Annotated in this window: 12 protein-coding genes; 7 read left to right on the top strand and 5 right to left on the bottom strand. The window is 71.1% G+C overall.

Annotation, left to right across the window (positions count from 1 at the left end):
- The first annotated feature begins 130 nt into the window (after positions 1 to 130).
- Positions 131 to 5,356, top strand: a complete 5,226-nt coding sequence (locus tag Afe05nite_RS07625; RefSeq protein WP_239117632.1) for an arginase family protein — start codon at positions 131 to 133, stop codon at positions 5,354 to 5,356.
- Here the strand turns inward: Afe05nite_RS07625 and Afe05nite_RS07620 are convergent.
- The gene (locus Afe05nite_RS07620) at positions 5,263 to 5,898 is read right to left on the bottom strand and encodes a DUF4190 domain-containing protein (protein ID WP_203816277.1); all 636 of its coding nucleotides are present in this window, start codon (positions 5,896 to 5,898) and stop codon (positions 5,263 to 5,265) included. The two genes, Afe05nite_RS07625 and Afe05nite_RS07620, sit on opposite strands and share 94 nt — an antisense overlap.
- Before the next feature lie 10 nt (positions 5,899 to 5,908).
- A complete protein-coding gene (locus Afe05nite_RS07615) occupies positions 5,909 to 7,531 on the bottom strand; it encodes a restriction endonuclease (RefSeq protein ID WP_203816276.1) in 1,623 nt (540 codons plus the stop codon).
- Between the two features lie 399 nt (positions 7,532 to 7,930).
- Between Afe05nite_RS07615 and Afe05nite_RS07610 the strand changes: the two genes are divergently transcribed.
- The 4 genes from Afe05nite_RS07610 (at position 7,931) to Afe05nite_RS07595 (ending at position 11,769) form a co-directional block, all read left to right on the top strand.
- Complete coding sequence (locus Afe05nite_RS07610; protein WP_239117631.1) at positions 7,931 to 9,613, top strand: EAL domain-containing protein; 1,683 nt, start codon at positions 7,931 to 7,933, stop codon at positions 9,611 to 9,613.
- An 18-nt stretch (positions 9,614 to 9,631) separates the two neighbouring features.
- Entirely contained in the window at positions 9,632 to 10,021 is a 390-nt protein-coding gene (locus tag Afe05nite_RS07605; RefSeq protein ID WP_203816274.1) for a cupin domain-containing protein, read from the top strand.
- Positions 10,022 to 10,197: 176 nt separating this feature from the next.
- A complete protein-coding gene (locus tag Afe05nite_RS07600; RefSeq protein WP_203816273.1) occupies positions 10,198 to 10,671 on the top strand; it encodes a MarR family winged helix-turn-helix transcriptional regulator in 474 nt (157 codons plus the stop codon).
- Positions 10,672 to 10,683: 12 nt separating this feature from the next.
- On the top strand, positions 10,684 to 11,769 hold the full coding sequence (locus Afe05nite_RS07595; RefSeq protein WP_203816272.1) for an S-(hydroxymethyl)mycothiol dehydrogenase: 1,086 nt from the start codon (positions 10,684 to 10,686) through the stop codon (positions 11,767 to 11,769).
- On the opposite strand, the gene Afe05nite_RS07590 is transcribed toward Afe05nite_RS07595, so the two are convergent.
- Both Afe05nite_RS07590 and Afe05nite_RS07585 read right to left on the bottom strand, forming a co-directional pair.
- The gene (locus tag Afe05nite_RS07590; protein ID WP_239117630.1) at positions 11,766 to 13,100 is read right to left on the bottom strand and encodes an MGH1-like glycoside hydrolase domain-containing protein; all 1,335 of its coding nucleotides are present in this window, start codon (positions 13,098 to 13,100) and stop codon (positions 11,766 to 11,768) included. The genes Afe05nite_RS07595 and Afe05nite_RS07590 overlap by 4 nt on opposite strands.
- 136 nt (positions 13,101 to 13,236) lie before the next feature.
- A complete protein-coding gene (locus tag Afe05nite_RS07585; RefSeq protein ID WP_203816270.1) occupies positions 13,237 to 14,316 on the bottom strand; it encodes a DNA polymerase ligase N-terminal domain-containing protein in 1,080 nt (359 codons plus the stop codon).
- Between the two features lie 32 nt (positions 14,317 to 14,348).
- Here Afe05nite_RS07585 and Afe05nite_RS07580 point away from each other — a divergent pair, with 32 nt between their 5' ends.
- A complete protein-coding gene (locus Afe05nite_RS07580; RefSeq protein ID WP_203816269.1) occupies positions 14,349 to 15,011 on the top strand; it encodes a helix-turn-helix domain-containing protein in 663 nt (220 codons plus the stop codon).
- A gap of 27 nt (positions 15,012 to 15,038) precedes the next feature.
- Here the strand turns inward: Afe05nite_RS07580 and Afe05nite_RS07575 are convergent, their stop codons facing one another.
- A complete protein-coding gene (locus tag Afe05nite_RS07575) occupies positions 15,039 to 15,434 on the bottom strand; it encodes a VOC family protein (RefSeq protein WP_203816268.1) in 396 nt (131 codons plus the stop codon).
- A gap of 138 nt (positions 15,435 to 15,572) precedes the next feature.
- On the opposite strand from Afe05nite_RS07575, the gene Afe05nite_RS07570 reads away from it, so the two are divergent.
- Positions 15,573 to 16,679 (top strand): FAD-dependent monooxygenase, encoded by a 1,107-nt coding sequence (locus Afe05nite_RS07570; protein WP_438867754.1) that lies wholly within the window; start codon positions 15,573 to 15,575, stop codon positions 16,677 to 16,679.
- The last annotated feature ends 56 nt before the right edge of the window (positions 16,680 to 16,735 follow it).

The following is a 16,735-nucleotide window of genomic DNA, read 5'->3' as shown; positions in this document are numbered from 1 at the left end:
GTTCCGCTCTCCCGTGAGGTTCAGCCGCGCCACCTTAACGGGTGGGTCGCCGGACCCCAGGTTAAGGGCGGTGCGCGACCCGCGGGTCCGCGCCCGGCGGGGCGAGACAGGGCCGCCTAGAATTTGGCGGATGGCTGAGCTTGAGTCGCCCACGACGATCCGGGATCGGGCCGTCGCGGTCGCCGACTACCTTCTCGCCGTCCGCGCCCAGATGGAACGCCCGGCACGCACCGTGCCCAAGGACGCCCACCGGCTGGACGCACTTCCCGACCATCCGGCGTGTCAGGCGGGCCCGGCCCCGGACGGCACCTCGTGGCTGCGCGTCGGCCTGCCCAGCCGGCCGCCGCCGGTGGCGGTTCCGGCCGCTCTGCGCCGTCGGCTGCGCGGCGACGTGACAGCCACGACCGAGCCGAAACCCGACGCCGACCCGGACACCGCCGACGCGAACCCCGCAGCGCTGGGCACCGCAAGCCCGAACCCCGCAAGCCCGAACCCCGCAAGCCCGAACCCCGCAAGCCCGAACCCCGCAAGCCCGAACCCCGCAGGCCCGGACGCCGGCAGCCGGGACAGCGGCGCGGAGCCGGGCGGGGCGCCGGCCACCGCGGCGGACGAGTTCGAGAGCTGGCGCGATCACGTGTGGCGGCCCTGGGCCTACGCGACCGGTGAGGTCGAGAAGACGCGCGTGCTTCACCGGCAACTGTTCGACCTCATGCACCAGCTCGACATGTCGGCGGCGACCACCGAGCTGGTCTGGGGGCATGGGCTTCTCGACACCACGATCAACGGCGAGCGGGTTCGTTATCCGTTGATCGCCACTCCGGTGCTGATCTCCTACGAGCCGGACAGTTCGCTGGTCACGGTGTCGCCGGCGGGACCGTCGCGGCTGCAGACGGACGCGCTGGCCGGGCTCGACGAGCGTTACCTCGGCCAGCTGCTGGCGCTGGCCGGGCCGGCCGGCACGCTCGAGATCGACCTGTGGGACGAGTTCGAGCGGCGGGAGCTGTTCGAACGGGCGCTCGGCCGGCTCGGCTACGACCGGCTCGTCACGGACGGGCGGGTGGAGACCACCCAGCCGCACATCGCCGACGTCGGTGTCCTGTTCGCCCGGCCGAAGCAGCGGCTGTTGCGGGGCTTCCTGGAGAACCTGCGCGATCGGCTGCTGGCCGGCGACACGACGAGCGTCGGCGCCCTGTCCGCGATCGTCGCGCACGAGCCGTCGAAGCTGCGGATGCCCGACGACCGTCCGGCGGAGTGGCAGCGGGTCGGCGAGCGACTGCTCATGCCGCTGCCCACCAACGAGGCCCAGGAGTCGATCGCCCGCCGGCTCGCCCAGCACCGCAACGTGGCTGTTCAGGGGCCGCCGGGCACCGGCAAGACGCACACGATCCGCAACCTGATCTGCCACCTGATGGCGAACGGCAAGCGGGTCCTGGTGGTGGCGCAGAAGGAGGATCCGCTGCGGGTCCTGCGGGACGGCCTGCCGGCGGAGATCCGCTCGCTGTGCCTGGCGGTGCTCGGCCGCACCACCGATCAGCTGGTGCAGCTGCAGTTGGCGGCGCGTGAGCTGGCCGACCGCGCCGCGACCCTCGACCAGGAGGCCGAGGCGCGCCGCGTGCATCGGCTGACCGGTCTCCTCGAGGAGGCGGAACGCGAGCTCGCGACGGCGCTGGGGGGCCTGCGGGCGATCGCCGAGAACGAGGCGGTCACCTATCCGATCGACGGCGCGCCGCTGACACCTGTCGAGGTCGGTGCGTGGTTGCGGGAGCGGGCGTCCATGCACGGTGGTCTGCCCGACGCCGTTCACACCGGCCCGCCGCTTACCGCCGAGGAGTTCGGCACGCTGCTCGAACTGGCCGCCGACCGGTCGCCGGCGGATCGGCGGGCCGCTTTGCGGCCCCTGCCGGAAACCGGCGACCTGCCCGGTTCGGCGGAGCTCCGGCGGCGCCGCGAGGAGCGGGACGCGCTGGCCGGCCGGGTGGTCGCGCTGGGTGCCGCGGGTCTGGCGATCGATGAGGTACGAGGGGTGGACCTCGACGCCGTACGAGCGGACGTGCGCGACGCCCTGACCTGGCTGCGCCGCCGGGAGGGCGCTTGGACGGACCGTCTCGGGCGGCTGCTGAACGACCCGCACTGGCGCGCGGTCTGGTCCGACCACGTCACGGCCACCGAGACCCTGTTGGCCGAGTTGGCCGCGCTGACCCGGGAACTGGCCGGCCACCGCGTGCTGGTCCCCGAGAACCACGCCCACGAGCCCAAACGCCTGCTCGCCCAGCTGGCCGAGATCCGGCAGCGCTTCCAGGCCGGCCGCTCCCTGAGTCGTCTGCTGCAGGCCCCGCTGTGGCGACTGGCCGACGAGATCCGAGTCGACGGCGAGCCGCTGCGCGCCGCCGAGGACGTCGACCTCGTCGCCGCCTGGATCCGCCGCCAGCAGGCCCGCCGGCGTCTCGGCCGGCACTGGGCGGAGTGGATCGATCGGCTGGCCGTCCCGCTGCCGGTGGGCGGCGGCGCACCCGCTGACGCCGCGGGCGGGATGGGTGATCCGGAGATCTGGGCGGGCGTGCTGCTGGCCGAGGCGGGGCAGTCGCTGGATTGGGATGTACGGCATTGGCCGGCGCTTGCGGAACGGCTTGCTCACCTCGTACCGCAGCACGAACTTGATCTTGACCCGGCGATGCTCGCCGAGGTGGATGTGCTGCTGGCCGAGGCGCCGGCGATCGGGGAGCTCGATGCGTTGGTCGCGGCGGAGGCCGAGGTGGCGGCGCGGCTCGCGCCGTGGCCGATGCTCGCGGACGCCTGGTCGACGCTCTCCGGCTGGGACGAGCGGCTGGCTGAGGTTCGCCGGTCGACGGCGCTGCGCCCGGCCGCGCAACGTGTCGCCGACCTGCGGGACCGGCTTGCCGAGGAGGCGCCGGAGTGGGCCGCGGCGATCGACGGCGGGCGGGTACCGGCGGTTTCCGGCCAGGCCTGCCTGCAGGCGTGGCAGTGGCGGCGGGCGCAGACGTGGTTCGACGAGGTGATCGGCAGCGTCGATCCGGCGGTGCTTTCCAAACGGGTGGAGAGCGCCCGCGACAAGATTCGGCGCCGCACCGCCGACCTGGTCGTCGCCAGTGCGTGGCTGGAGGTGGCGCGGAGTCTCGACGACCGGCGCAAGGCCGCGCTCGCCGACTGGACCACGGCGCTGCGCAAGATCGGCAAGGGGACGGGACGGACGGCGGCGGCCTGGCAGGCGCACGCCCAGCGGCACATGGAGTCGGCGGTCGAGGCCGTGCCGGTGTGGGTCATGTCGGTGGACCGGGCGATCGAGCAGTTCGCCGGTGGGGCCCACTTCGATGTCGTGATCGTCGACGAGGCGTCCCAGGCCGACCTGTTCTCCCTGCCGGTGTTGTCGCTGGCCGAGCGGGCCGTGGTGGTCGGTGACGATCAGCAGATCGGGCCGCAGCTCGGCTTTGTCGGGTCGGTGGCCGGGCTGATCCACAGCCATCTTGCCGACGTACCGTCGGCCGAGCACTTCGACCCGGAGTCGTCGCTCTACGACCACGCGGTGCGGCGCTCGCCGCAGCGGATCCTGCTGACCGAGCATTTCCGCTGCGTGCCGCAGATCATCGAGTTCTCGTCGCGGCACTACTACGACGGCAAGATCATGCCGTTGCGGGCGGACCGGCCGTCGTTCGAGCCGATCCGCACCGTCTTCCTGGGTGACGGTGTGCGGCAGGCCCTCTCCGGCTTCGGCGACGTGAACGTGGCCGAGGCGGCGGCGCTCGTCGCCCAGGTCGCGGCGATCGTCCGGAACCCGGCCTACGCCGGTAAGACGCTCGGCGTGATCTCCCTGCTCAGCACCAGTGGCCAGGCCGGCTATCTGTCGACTCTGCTGCGGGCGGAGATCGGCGAGGACGAGATGCAGGCCCGGCGGTTGCGGGTCGGGGACGCCTACACGTTCCAGGGCGACGAGCGCGACGTCGTGTTCGTATCCATGGTGGTGTCCGACAACGATGCCAAGGTCGCGGCCTTCACCAAGCGGGAATACCACCGGCGGATCAACGTGGCCGCCTCCCGGGCCCGGGACCAGCTCTGGATCTTCCACTCGGTGCGGTCGTCCTCCCTGCTCGCCGACGACGCGCGGGCGCTGCTGTTGACGTACGCGAGCAATGTCTTTGATGTCGATCTTCCGAAGGATCTCGCGCTCTGCGAGAGCGACTTCGAGCGGGACGTGTACAAACGCCTGACCGCGCGGGGTTTCCGGCCGGTGCCCCAGTTCCGGATCGGGGCCTACCGGATCGATTTCGTGCTCAACGCGCCGGACGGGCGGCGGCTGGCCATCGAGTGCGACGGCGACAGCTACCACGGGCCGGAGCAGTGGGAAAGCGACATGCGCCGGCAGGCCGTCCTCGAACGGGTCGGCAACTGTGTGTTCGTGCGCATCCGCGGCAGCATCTTCGCGCGGGAGCCGGCGGCCGCGATGCGTCCGGTCTGGCAACGCGTCGAGGAGCTGGCGATCATGCCGGTGCCCCGCCGCACCGTTCTCGAGGTGGGGCAGTGGCAGGGTTCGGGCTCACCGACCGCGCGGCGGCTGACGGTTGGGGCCGCTGAGCTGGCCGCGCTGGTGCCGGGGGACCGCCGGCTGCGCGTGCCGATCCCCGACGAGCCGTCCTCGACCGGGCTGCTCGCCCGCAATCTGGCGGCGATCCGCGCGGCGTTGCCGGAAGCCGATCCGGCGAGCCCGGTGATCACTGTCGGCGGCGACTGCGGCGTCGAGATCGCGCCGATCGAGGCGGCCCTGGCCCGTTACGGGGACGGTCTCGTCGTGGTGTGGTTCGACGCGCACGCCGATCTGAACACCCCGGACACCTCGCCGTCCGGCGCGTTCCACGGCATGGTGCTGCGCACTCTGCTCGGGGACGGGCCGGCGGCACTGCTGCCGACGCGGGTGCTGAAACCGTCGCAGGTGGTGCTGGCCGGGGTGCGGGCGCTGGACCCGGCGGAGAAGGACTACATTGCGGCGAACCGCATCTCCGACTTGTCGGACTTCACCGGCGAGGCGGCTGCCGTCTACGTCCACATCGACCTCGACGTGCTGGATCCGACGGCCTTCAGCTCGGTCGGCTCGCCGGAACCGCGGGGCATGACCGCCGACGAACTGGTGGCCGCGGTGCGCTCGCTCACCGGACGGTTCCCACTGGCCGGGCTGGGCATCACCGAATATCAGCCGGGCCGGGCGAGCGACCGGGCCCTGCTGGCCACCATGCTGCCCGCCCTGCTCGGTGATCAGCCGCGGATCGAGCCGGTCATCCGGCCGGCCGGACTCCAGGCGATGCAGGTGACCGTGCGGCTGCGCGACCACGAGGACTCGGCCGGGTAGAGCCAGATGTAGTCGACCGTGCTCTGGTGGTAGTAGTAGCCCTCCAGATAGACGGCGAGCTCGCCGCCGCACCGGCTCTTCGACTGCGCCATGACCGAGTCGTGCCCGGGGTAGGAGCCGGCCGCCAGGTCGAAGTTCGCGAACACCTCGCCGTCGTGCGGCGTCCCGCACGGCACTGTGTCGAGAGCGCCGTTCAGGTCGTTGAGACAGTCGCCCAGCAGGAACGTGCGCGGTGCGGGCGGGGCGGCTTGGTCCGCGAAGTCCTTGCCGAGGCCGCCCCGCAGACCGAGGACGACACCCAGCGCGACCGACAGCACGATGATCAGAAACCAGGCACCGGCGGCGACCAGGCCGGCGATCGCGAGGCCCCGGCCGGCCTGCCCGGTGCGCCGGATCTGCACGAGCGCGGCGATCCCGAGACCCGCGGAGACCGGAAACAGCGGGGTGAGGCCGACCGCCAGCGACGCGATCGCGAGACCGTTGGTCTCCCGGGCCGGTGGCGGGGCGAAGTAGGGATAGATCGGCCGGACTGGATCGGTCACGCCGCGGATCTTAGCCGGGCCGGCCCTGCCGCCGGGGGGCACCGGCGAGCTCGATCCGGGCCTTGACGCGGCAGTGGCCGGCCAGCAGCGCGACCAGGCCGGCGCCGTCGATCAACTCGAGCGGGCGACCGGCAAGTGCCTCGTACGCCTCCGGGTCGATGCCGCCCAGCGAGACCAGGATGCCCTTGGTCGCGCCGGCCGCCGTGACCGCACCGGCCAGCGCGTGCACCGCCCCGGCCCCGGCCGCCGGACCGCGCACCGCGTGCAGCACCACGGTGCCGCCGAAGATCGGGCGCGGATCGGTGGCCGTCCAGCGGGAGCCCACCGGCGTACGCGTCGGCTCACCCATCATCAGACCCATCACCCCGAAGAGGTCGGCGATCTGCTGCTCCCACTGCTCGTCGGTGAGCGTGACCAGGTTGGGCCGCTCGTCGATGTCGGCGAGCACGTTGAACTCCTCGGTGAAGTCCCGGTCGGCGTCCTGGTCGAAATCGATCTTCGGGGCGACGGCGGTGAGCTCGTCAGGGGTGCTCGACAGGGCGCCCCGCAGGTGCTTGAGACAGGCGACCGGGTCGACCCGGCGCAGCTTGATCGCGGCGAACGTCTCCCGGTCGGTCTGCACCGAGACCAGGCAGGGCGCCACGAACCGGCCGGTGCGCCGGTCGATCGTCTCGACGATGCCGTTGAACGACACCTGCCGGACCAGCCCACCGCGGTCGGCCTCGATGACCTCGTGGATGGTGCGCAACGTGACCCGGGCGATGGTGTCCAGATAGCGGCGCCGCACCTCGCCCTCGTCCCGGGGGATCGGCGACAGGTCGTCGCGAACCCGGTCGAACCGGTATTCCTTGACCACCGGGATGACCTCGATCGGCGGCAGGTGGTACTCGATGAGCAGGTGCTTCTGCTTCGGCAGGTAGGCGAGGCGGAAGTGCTGCGGGAAGTCGTCGGGGTAGACCGAATTGCCGAGCACCATGGCGAAGTACTCGACCACCGAGGCCGGGTCGGCGCCGGCCACCGCGGCGGCGAAACGGTCCACCTCGGCGTTGTAGGCGGCCATCTTCGCCGCGTACGCCCGTTTGCTCTGCTCGTACGCCTGCTTGCGCTGGGCCAGCTGGCGTTTGCGCCGCTCCTCGGCCTGCACCCAGCGGGCCCGCGCCTGTTCGTAGGCCGTCCGGGCGCTCGCCGTCTGCTGTTGGTGGAGCCGGTCCCCGCCGAGCAGCTTGCCGACCCCGCGCGGCTGTGGCGGCACGTAGCTCTGCCAGGCCGGTTCGGGCAGCGGCCGGGCGAGCGGCCCGGGATCGAACGGCGGCACCGTCAGCGGCTTCTTGAACTGGTCGAGCTCGATGTAGTCGTCGACGTCCAGGGTGGAGAGCAGCAGGGCGTCGAGATCGCTGAGCCGGGCCCGGATGTCGGCGTTGGCCGCCGCCGCGTCCGCGGTGCGCGCCTCGACGTAGAGCCGCCGGTGCTCACGTTTTCGTTCCGCGTCGGACGCCGCCTGCTGAGCGGCGGCGATCGCCAGGTCAGCGTTCCGCCGGATCAGTTGACGCTGCTGCGTAGCGGCGGTGTTCGCCCGTTGCGCGTCGGCCGCCTGAGTGGCGTGCACCCGCTGCATGTCCCGAATGATCCCCATGCCTCGCCCTCGCTAGCGTTGGTCCAAACGCCACCATATCCGCCGTAAATGGATCTAGTTACTCCGTGCGTGCGACATAGAGCTATGTGTGCATGGTTGGCGCGGTCTCGGGGTAGGAATCGCTCAAGGTTCCACAATCAGCACTGCCAGTAACTGTCTGTCATGGTTTTGACGTTAACCCGCCCACGAATTCACGCAGCGCAGTGGTCATCCGATCAGTTGATTCCCTACTCTGATCGGGCGAGTAGCTGCAGATAGCGGGTCCGGGGGCGGGCCTGTCAAAACTTTGACGCAGTCGAGACCTGTTATCACTGGCCCGTGACGGGTGGTAATAGGTCGGGGCTGAGCACGGCTGGGGGAGGTGAGTGGGTGATGGCTGCACCGGATGAGCGTCGTCACATGGTGCCCCCTGCCACTCTTCCCGAGCCCCGCCTGCCCGCCGACGACCTCCAGGGCCCCGCCTGGTTCTCCTACACCGCCAACGGCGACCAGATCGTCTGGTCGGCGCAGCTGCGCGCCATGCTCGGCCGGCAACCCAAGCACAACGAGGTCAGCCGCAAGGTCCTGGCGCGTTACGTGCACCGCGACGACCACGCGAAAGCGCTCGGCGCGATCACCCAGACGTGGACCACCCGGGCCCCGCAACGGGCCACCGTCCGGCTGATGCGCGCCGACGGCGGCTGGTTCGACGTGGACTGCCGCTTCGAACCGGTGAAAAGCCCCGACGGCACGGTCCGCGGCATCCGCGGCACCGTCACCGACGTGTCCGCGCGCGAGCGCGCCCGCCGCGAGATCGCCCGGCTCGCCCGCCGCGACGAAACCGTGCAGACCTCCCTGATCGACCCCGACCCGGCGACCGGCCTGCTCACCCGGGCACGGTTCACCGACGAGATCGACCGCGCCCAGCGTCGTGGCGGCGGGGCCGTGCTGATCATCCGGGTGCAGCCGGACCGGAACGGCGCGGGCGACACCGTACGCCCCGACCGCACCGCCGACCTGCTGCACCGCGCCGCCCGCGTGCTCGAAGGCGTCGTGCAGGAGGGTGCGCGACTCGGCCGGGTCGGTCCCAGCGAGATCGGTCTGCTGCTGCCCGGCACCTCCTGGCCGATGGCCCGCCGCGAGGCCGAACTGCTTGTCGAGGCGTTGCGTTCGCAGACCTTCGTGCTGCCCGAGACCTGGCTGCGCGCCAAGGCCTGGGGCGGTCTGGTGCGGTTCACGCCGGACGCCGAGGCCGGCAGCCACGAGGTGGTGATCGACGCCGAGCACGCCTGGCGGCAGTCCCGCGAGGCCGACCGGCCGCTCACCGTGGTCGCCCACCCCGTTCCGGTGCGTGACCGGCAGGGCTCCTATCGCAGCCGGGTCGCCGACGCGCTCGGCACCGACCGGTTCACCCTCTACGCCCAGCCGATCCTCGAGCTGCAGAGCAACACGATCACCCGGCACGAGCTGCTGCTGCGGGTGCTCGACGAGGCCGACGGCCCGCAGTCGCCGATCCAGGTGCTCGACACCGCGGAGCGGCTCGACGCGGTCTACGACATCGACCTGTGGGTGGTCGAGCGGGCCATGCAGCTGGCCGCCGAGGAACCCGACCGCTGTCTGCAGATCAACCTCTCCGGCCGGTCGGTGGGCGACCCCCGGCTCACCGAGGAGGTCGTGCGGCTGATCGAGGAATACCGGGTCAACCCCGGTCAGCTCACCTTCGAGATCACCGAGACCGCGCTGATCGGCAACCTCACCGAGGCCCGCCGGTTCGCCGACGCGATCCGTGACCTCGGCTGCGAGCTCGCCCTCGACGACTTCGGTTCCGGCTACGCGTCCTTCCGCTACCTGCGGATCTTCCCGATCGACCTGGTCAAGATCGACGGTGAGTACGTGGTCGATCTCGTCGAGAACACCCAGGACCAGGTTCTGGTGCGCGCGCTGGTGCAGGTCTGCCAGGCGTACGGGATCCACACCGTGGCCGAGTTCGTGCAGGACGAGCCCACCCTGCGGCTGTTGCGCGAGCTGGGCGTCGACTACGTCCAGGGTTACCTGATCGGCCGGCCCGCTCCGCTGCTCTCGGGACGATTGCCCACCACCTGACCTGGGTATCGGTTCGGCATGGAACACTTCACGATCGCCACCGTCGCGGAGCAGAGCCCCGACTTCCGCCGGGTCTTGTGGACCGGCAAGCACACTCAGCTCGTCGTCATGACCATCCCGGCCGACGGCGAGATCGGCGAGGAGGTTCACGAAGTGGACCAGATCCTCACCTTCGTCAGTGGGGTCGGCAAGGCCGTCGTCTCCGGTCAGGAGCGCCAGGTTCAGCAGGGTGACCTGGTCGTCGTGCCGGCCGGGCGCAAGCACAACTTCCTCAACACCGGGCCCAACCCGCTGGTCCTCTACACCGTCTACGGCCCGCCGGAGCACGCCGAGGGCGCGGTGCACAAGACCAAGGAAGAGGCCGACCGCCTCGAGGAAGAAGGAAAGGACGAGGCGCCGCAGAAGTAGTGGCGGCGACTGACACGGACCTGGGACCGGCCGAGGCCCCCCAGCCAGCCGGTCCCAGCTCCGCGCGGGCCGCACACTACGCGAAGGCGCACGTTCACATGGATCGCTGTGCCCGTTTGGCGGCCATCCCGTTGCCCCAACGAGATAGTTCTGGCCATTGCCGATAGCCTTCCACCATGGTGGACGAGCCGAGATGGTTGACCGAGGATCAGCAGCTGGCCTGGCGCCGCTGCGTCGAGGTGCTCGTCAAGGTCCCGGCTGCTCTCGAGGCTCAGCTGCAGCGTGACGCCGGCCTGACGCACATGGGTTACATCGTGCTCTCCACCCTCTCCGAGCGTGCCGACCGCCGGCTGCCGATGAGCCGGCTCGCCAAACTGGTCTCCGCCTCGCTGTCCCGGCTCTCGCACGTCGTGGCCCGGCTCGAAACTCAGGGCTGGGTCCGGCGAGAACGGGATCCCGAGGACGGCCGGGTGCAGATCGCCGTGCTCACCGACGGCGGATTCGACAAGATCGTCGAGTCCGCGCCGGGCCACGCCGAGGCCGTCCAGCAGCTGATCTTCGACCGGCTCAGCCCGGCCCAGATCCGCCAGATGATCAAACTCTGCGACGCGCTCCTGCAGACTCCGGTCGAGGTCCGCCCGCAGGACTAATACGCTGGTCCGATGAGTCAGCGAGTGCGGGGCGTGATCGCCCGATCGAAAGGTGCACCAGTCGAGGTGGCAACGATCGTCGTGCCCGATCCGGGTCCCGGCGAGGCGGTCGTGAAGGTTCAGGCGTGCGGGGTGTGCCACACCGACCTGCACTACCGCGAGGGCGGCATCAACGACGACTTCCCGTTCCTGCTCGGCCACGAGGCCGCGGGTGTGGTGGAGTCGGTCGGCGAGGGTGTGACCGAGGTGGCGCCCGGTGACTTCGTGGTGCTCAACTGGCGTGCGGTGTGCGGCAACTGCCGGGCCTGCCGGCGTGGCAAGCCGTGGTATTGCTTCGCCACCCACAACGCCACCCAGAAGATGACCCTGGAGGACGGCACCGAGTTGTCCCCAGCCCTGGGGATCGGCGCGTTCGTCGAGAAGACGCTGGTCGCGGCCGGTCAGTGCACCAAGGTCGCGGCCGACGCCCGGCCCGCCGCGGTGGGGCTGCTGGGCTGCGGCGTGATGGCCGGCATCGGCTCGGCGATCAACACCGGCGGGGTCACCCGGGGCGACTCGGTCGCGGTCATCGGCTGCGGCGGGGTGGGCGACGGGGCGATCGTGGGAGCGGCGCTGGCCGGGGCCACGACGATCATCGCGGTCGACACCGACGAGCAGAAACTCGAGTGGGCGCGGCGGTTCGGCGCGACGCACACCGTCAACGCCCGGGAATCGGACGTGGTGGAAGCGGTCCGGAGCCTGACCGGAGGCAACGGCGCCGACGTGGTGATCGAGGCGGTCGGCCGCCCGGAGACCTACAAGCAGGCCTTCTACGCCCGCGACTTGGCCGGCACCGTTGTGCTGGTCGGCGTGCCGACCCCGGAGATGACCATCGAGCTGCCGCTGCTCGACGTCTTCGGCCGCGGCGGGGCACTCAAGTCGAGCTGGTACGGCGACTGCCTGCCGAGCCGCGACTTCCCCCTGCTGACCGCCCTCTACCAGCAGGGTCGCCTCGACCTGGACGCGTTCGTCTCCGAGGAGATCACCCTGGACCAGGTCGAGGAGGCGTTCGGCAAGATGCACGCCGGCGGCGTACTCCGCTCGGTCGTGTTGTTCTAGCCCGCTTTCGCGTAAGCCGGCACCGAGCGGTCGGCGAGCAGGTCGAGGGAGAGGGCCGCGGTCCAGCTGAACGCCGGCGCACCGAGGCCCTCGCCCGTCGTCGGGTGGAAGTACTCGAAATGCCCGTTGCGGTGGACCAGCCGGATCATCGCGGTGCGCAGGTCTTCCGCCTCGTCGCGGAAGCCGTGCACCAACAGACCCCGCCGGACCAGCCAGTTCACGTTGATCCAGACCGGCCCGCGCCAGTAGCGCATGGTGTCGAAGTCGGCGGCGGTGCGGTCGTAGCTGGGCACCGGCAGCCCGAACCGCGGCGACCGCAACTGCGCCATGATCGCCTCGACCATCGCGGCCGGCAGGTCGGGGAGCATCAGCGGCAGCAGCCCGCTCGCGCAGTTGGCCGCGCTCAGCTTGCCGGTCTTCACGTCGAGTGCGTGGAACATGCCGGTCGCCGAGTCCCGCAGCCGCCTCGTGATGGCCGCGGTGATCTGCCCGGCCCGGTCGCGGTGGGTGCCGGCCGCGGCGGTCAGCCCGAGCACCCCGGCGATCTGCGCGAGGGCCAGCTCGGCCGAGGCGAGGATCGAGTTGAACGCCGGGCACTCGACCGCGAACGCGTGCCGGTCGAGCAGTCCGTGGTCGGCGTAACCGCCGGCCTGGTAGCTGAGCACGAGACCCACATAGCGTGCGTAGTCCAGGTCGGTGGGGCGGTGGGCGGCGTCCGAGACGTCCAGGTCCCGGCGGCGGTACCGGGACAGCAGCGCCAGGTCGGCGGGCACGTTCGCGATCGAGTCGTCCCAGGCCGGGCTGTTGTCCAGACCCGACTCCCACGGGTGCACGATGCTGGCCAGGCCGCCCCGGCCCAGGTCGCGGTCGGTGGTCAGGTAGCGCTGCTGGGCGACCAGCCGCGGGTAGAGCCACTGGAGCTCGGTGCGGGCCTGGTGGGCGCAGTTCGCCCCGTGCGCGGCCGCGTGCCGGTAGACCTCCCAGGCGGCGATCGCGTGCATCGGCGGCTGGACGATGCCGGTGCTGCCCCGGGCCGCGCGGTTGCCGTAGGCCGGAACGTTCCAGAACGCCGGTCCGGGGAAGTAATCGGCCTCCGCGGTGGCCGGGTCGAAGACGATGTGCGGCACCCGGCCGTCCGGCCACTGCGCCTCGAACAGGCTGCGCAGGTCGCGCCAGGCCCGGGTCGGGTTCACATAGGCGAGGCCGATGGCGATGAAGGCGGCGTCCCAGCTCCACTGATGCGGATACAGCCGGCGGGACGGGACCATGTGGTCACCGGCCCAGTTGATGTCGAGGACACGGACGGCGGAGTTCCAGAGTTCAGCAGACATCTCGGCGTGCATTTAAACAGAGACCCTTTCCGCTGCGAGCACCGGCAAACCTCGCATCTGTCGGTTGCCGGGGCGCGGACTGCCGGTGCGCCGGCCCACAATTCCCCCATCGGCGCGGATGAACCGGGGCTGAACTTTAAATATCCGCCTCCTGGACCGCTATCTGCCGCCACCATCTGCTCCGCTCGCCTGGCGAATAGCGTGAATCGAGGCGTTTCGCCACCACCGCCGGCAACCCCTGGGCACGCGCGGCCGCCACCGCGAACTCCCCGCCACCGGGGAAGAAGGGCGGTGTCTGCCAGTGTTCGCCGCTGATCGCGAGGCCGTCCAGAAGTTCGCGGCGTTGCGCGTACTCGATCTCGGTGGTGCCGTGCCCCTCCAACCAGAGCAGGTCGTAGGCGAGGAACTGCACGGGTGTCCGCTCGGCGGCGCGCTTCGCGGCCCCGGCGTCGCGCGGCTCCCGGCGCCGATCGAGCAGCTCGGCGTCGGGTCGCGGTCCGTCGAACGCCATCAGCTCACCGTCGAGCACCGCCTCGATCGGCGCGAGTGCCGGCCCGAGCGCCCGGATCTCCGGGAACCACGCGGTCAGATCCTCGCCGCCGGCTCCTTTGAGATGTACGCGACCGCCGGAGACGTACGCGATGACGCGCCGGCCACCCCAACCCATCTCGTACGCCCACCGGTCGTCGTCCTTGGGCAGGCTCTTCCGGGTTGTGGCGAGCATCGGCGGGACCGTCTCCGGGATCGGTTCCCAGCCCGGCTCCGGCGGGTCCATCCGTCGCACCATCCAGTCGTTCCCGCCGGTCCGGAAGAAGATGTAGCGGCCCTGGACGCGATCGCCGTGGAAAGTCACCTCGATCTCGTCGTCGCGCCACTTCTTCGCCTGGTAGGTGCCGTGGTCGAAGATCGTCATCCGGCCGCCGCCGTATTCGCCGGCCGGGATCTCGCCGGCGAAGTCCAGGTATTGCAGCGGGTGGTCCTCGGTGTGCTTGGCCAGGTTGTTGCGGGTGCGGTCGCGGGGGAGGCCGCGCGGCACGGCGAAGCTGACCAGCACGCCGTCGCGTTCGAGGCGGACGTCCCAGTGCAGGGCGCGGGCGTGGTGCTGCTGAATGACGAAGCGACTCCGCCCGGTCTCGTCGGGATGATCTTTCGGGATGGGTTCGGGGGTGCGCTTCTCATCCCTTTTGCGGCGGTATTCGCCCAGCCGGTCGGACATGCTTTTGTCATACCCGATGGGAGGCTGTCCGCATGTACTCGGAACGGGCGTCGACGTTGCCGCACGTGATCGCCTGGCGGAGCGTGACTCCGCCGGGCCGGCGGGAGCACCGCATCCTGCCCGACGGCTGTCTCGACATCATCTGGCGGGACGGCCAGGTCTTCGTGGCCGGCCCCGACACGACCGCGCAGATCGGCCGGCCGTCGCCGGGGAGCCGCATGTTCGCCCTGCGTTTCGGGGCCGGCACCGGGCCGCCGGTTCTCGGCGTCCCGGCGTCCGAGCTGGTCGATCAGCAGGTGCCGCTCGACGCGCTGTGGCCGGCGTCGGCGGTCCGGCCGCTCGCCGAGGCCGACGATCCGTCGGCGGCCCTGGTCGCCGCCGCCGGACGGCGGTGGGCCACGCCCGATCCCGTCCTGGTCACGCTGGCCGCCGCGGCCTCGGCCGGCCGGCGGACCGACGAGATCGCCGCTCGGTGCGGCCTGAGCAACCGGCAGCTGCTGCGCCGCAGCACCACCGGTTTCGGTTACGGGCCCAAGACCCTCACCCGCATCCTCCGCCTGCAGCGGGCGGTCGAGCTGGCCCGTGGTGGTGCGCCGTTCGCCTCGGTGTCCGCCACCGCCGGCTATGCCGACCAGGCCCACCTGGCCCGGGAGGTGCGGGCCATGGCCGGGGTGCCGCTCAGCTCGCTGGTCTGAGGACCCGGCTCATTTCTTGGACCCGGCTCATTTCTTGAACCAGGCGAAGAGATCCACGGTGTAACCGTCGGGGTCGTGGATCACCGCGTAACGCTGGCCCCACTCGGCGTCCCAGGGCTCGCGGTGACTGTGATAACCGGCCGCGACCAGGTCGGCGTGCAGTGCGTCGACCTCGGCCGGGTCGGCGCAGAGGAAGGCGAGGCTGCTGCCGGACTTCTTCTCGCCCGGAGTGAATCCGGGGTCGAAGGAGGAGATCATCGCCTCGGTGTCCCACATGAGCCGGATGCCACCCGGCAGTTCCACTTCGGCGTGCGGTTCATTTTCCTGCCCGGCCGGGATGTCCAGGCCGAGCCGACTGTAGAAATTGAGGGAGGTTGCCATGTCGGCCACCGCGAGGCCGATTCCGTTGATGATCGGTGCCATGTCGCCGACGCTACGGGCGAGCCGTGACGATGTCTTGAACAAATCGGACTCGGGGATGATCGAGGGTTTCCCGCATCGGTGGCTGGGGGTAGTGTTCTGGCTCCGACGCGTGTCCGACCGCTGGGAGGCTTTGGCGCGATGACCTTGCGCATCCTCGTGGTGGGGGCCGGGATCGCCGGTCTGTCCGCTGCTCGGGCGCTGCGGCTCGCCGGCTATCGACCGGATGTCGTCGAGGAGCTGCCCGCCAGCATGCTCCCGGGCGCGGGCATCTATCTGCCCGGCAACGCGTCGCGCGCGCTGCGCCAACTCGGTCTCGACGCCCCGCTGCGCCCCCTCGGTGATCTGATCTTCCGGCAGGTCTTCCTCGACTCCCGCGGCCGCTCGTTGTTCGAGCTCGACGTGGCCGGTCTGTGGGCCGGTGTCGGCGAGTCCCGGGCGCTGTCCCGCGCCGACCTCCAGCAGGTGCTGCTCACCGGGGTCGGCGGCGAGGTCCGCTACGACACCGTGGTCAAAGACCTGGAGATCTTCGACGGCGCCGCCAAGGTCGTGTTCGGAGACGGCAGCGTCGCCGAATACGACCTGGTCATCGGCGCCGACGGCAGGCGCTCCACGGTCCGCGCCAAGGCCGGGCTCGGTGGTGCGGCCACGCCTACCGGTCAGATCGTCTACCGCTCGGTGGTCAGTGGCGGCCCGCCGCTGTCCGACTGGACCGCGTTGCTCGGTCGGCGCTCGTCCTTCGTGGCCATGCCGATGGGCGGTCGCCGGCTCTACTTCTATGCCGACGAGACCGCGCCCGACTCGCCCAACCCCGAAGATCCGCGCGCCCACCTGCGCACCGTCTTCGGATCGTTCGGCGGCCCGGTGCCGGCCATCCTCGGTGCGATCGAGAAGGTGTCGGTGGCCCGCACCGACGAGGTCGTGCTCGACACCTGGCACCGCGGCCCGGTGCTGCTCGTCGGGGACGCGGCACACGCCACCGCCCCGACCCTCGCCCAGGGCGCGGCCATGTCCTTCGAGGACGCGGTGGTGCTCGGCGAGGAACTGAAACGTTCCGGAGGGGACGTCGCGTCGGCGCTCAAGGCCTACGAGATCCGCCGCCGGCCCCGCTGCGGCGCCGTGCGTGACCGCACCCGCGAGCGTGACCGCACCTGGGATGTGCCGCCGGCCCTGCGTGACCCCATGCTTCGTCGGCGCGGCCTGCGGATCTTCGCTGATCATTACCGACCGTTGGTCCCGCCCGCCTGAGGCCGATCACCTCTGGGCAACCCCCGGGAGCCGCGGGGCGGGTGGGGGACTATTCT

The organism is Paractinoplanes ferrugineus (assembly GCF_016862195.1).
Classification (GTDB): domain Bacteria; phylum Actinomycetota; class Actinomycetes; order Mycobacteriales; family Micromonosporaceae; genus Actinoplanes; species Actinoplanes ferrugineus.
Note: the sequence above shows the minus strand (reverse complement) of the source record. Positions and strands in the feature narration are given on the sequence as shown.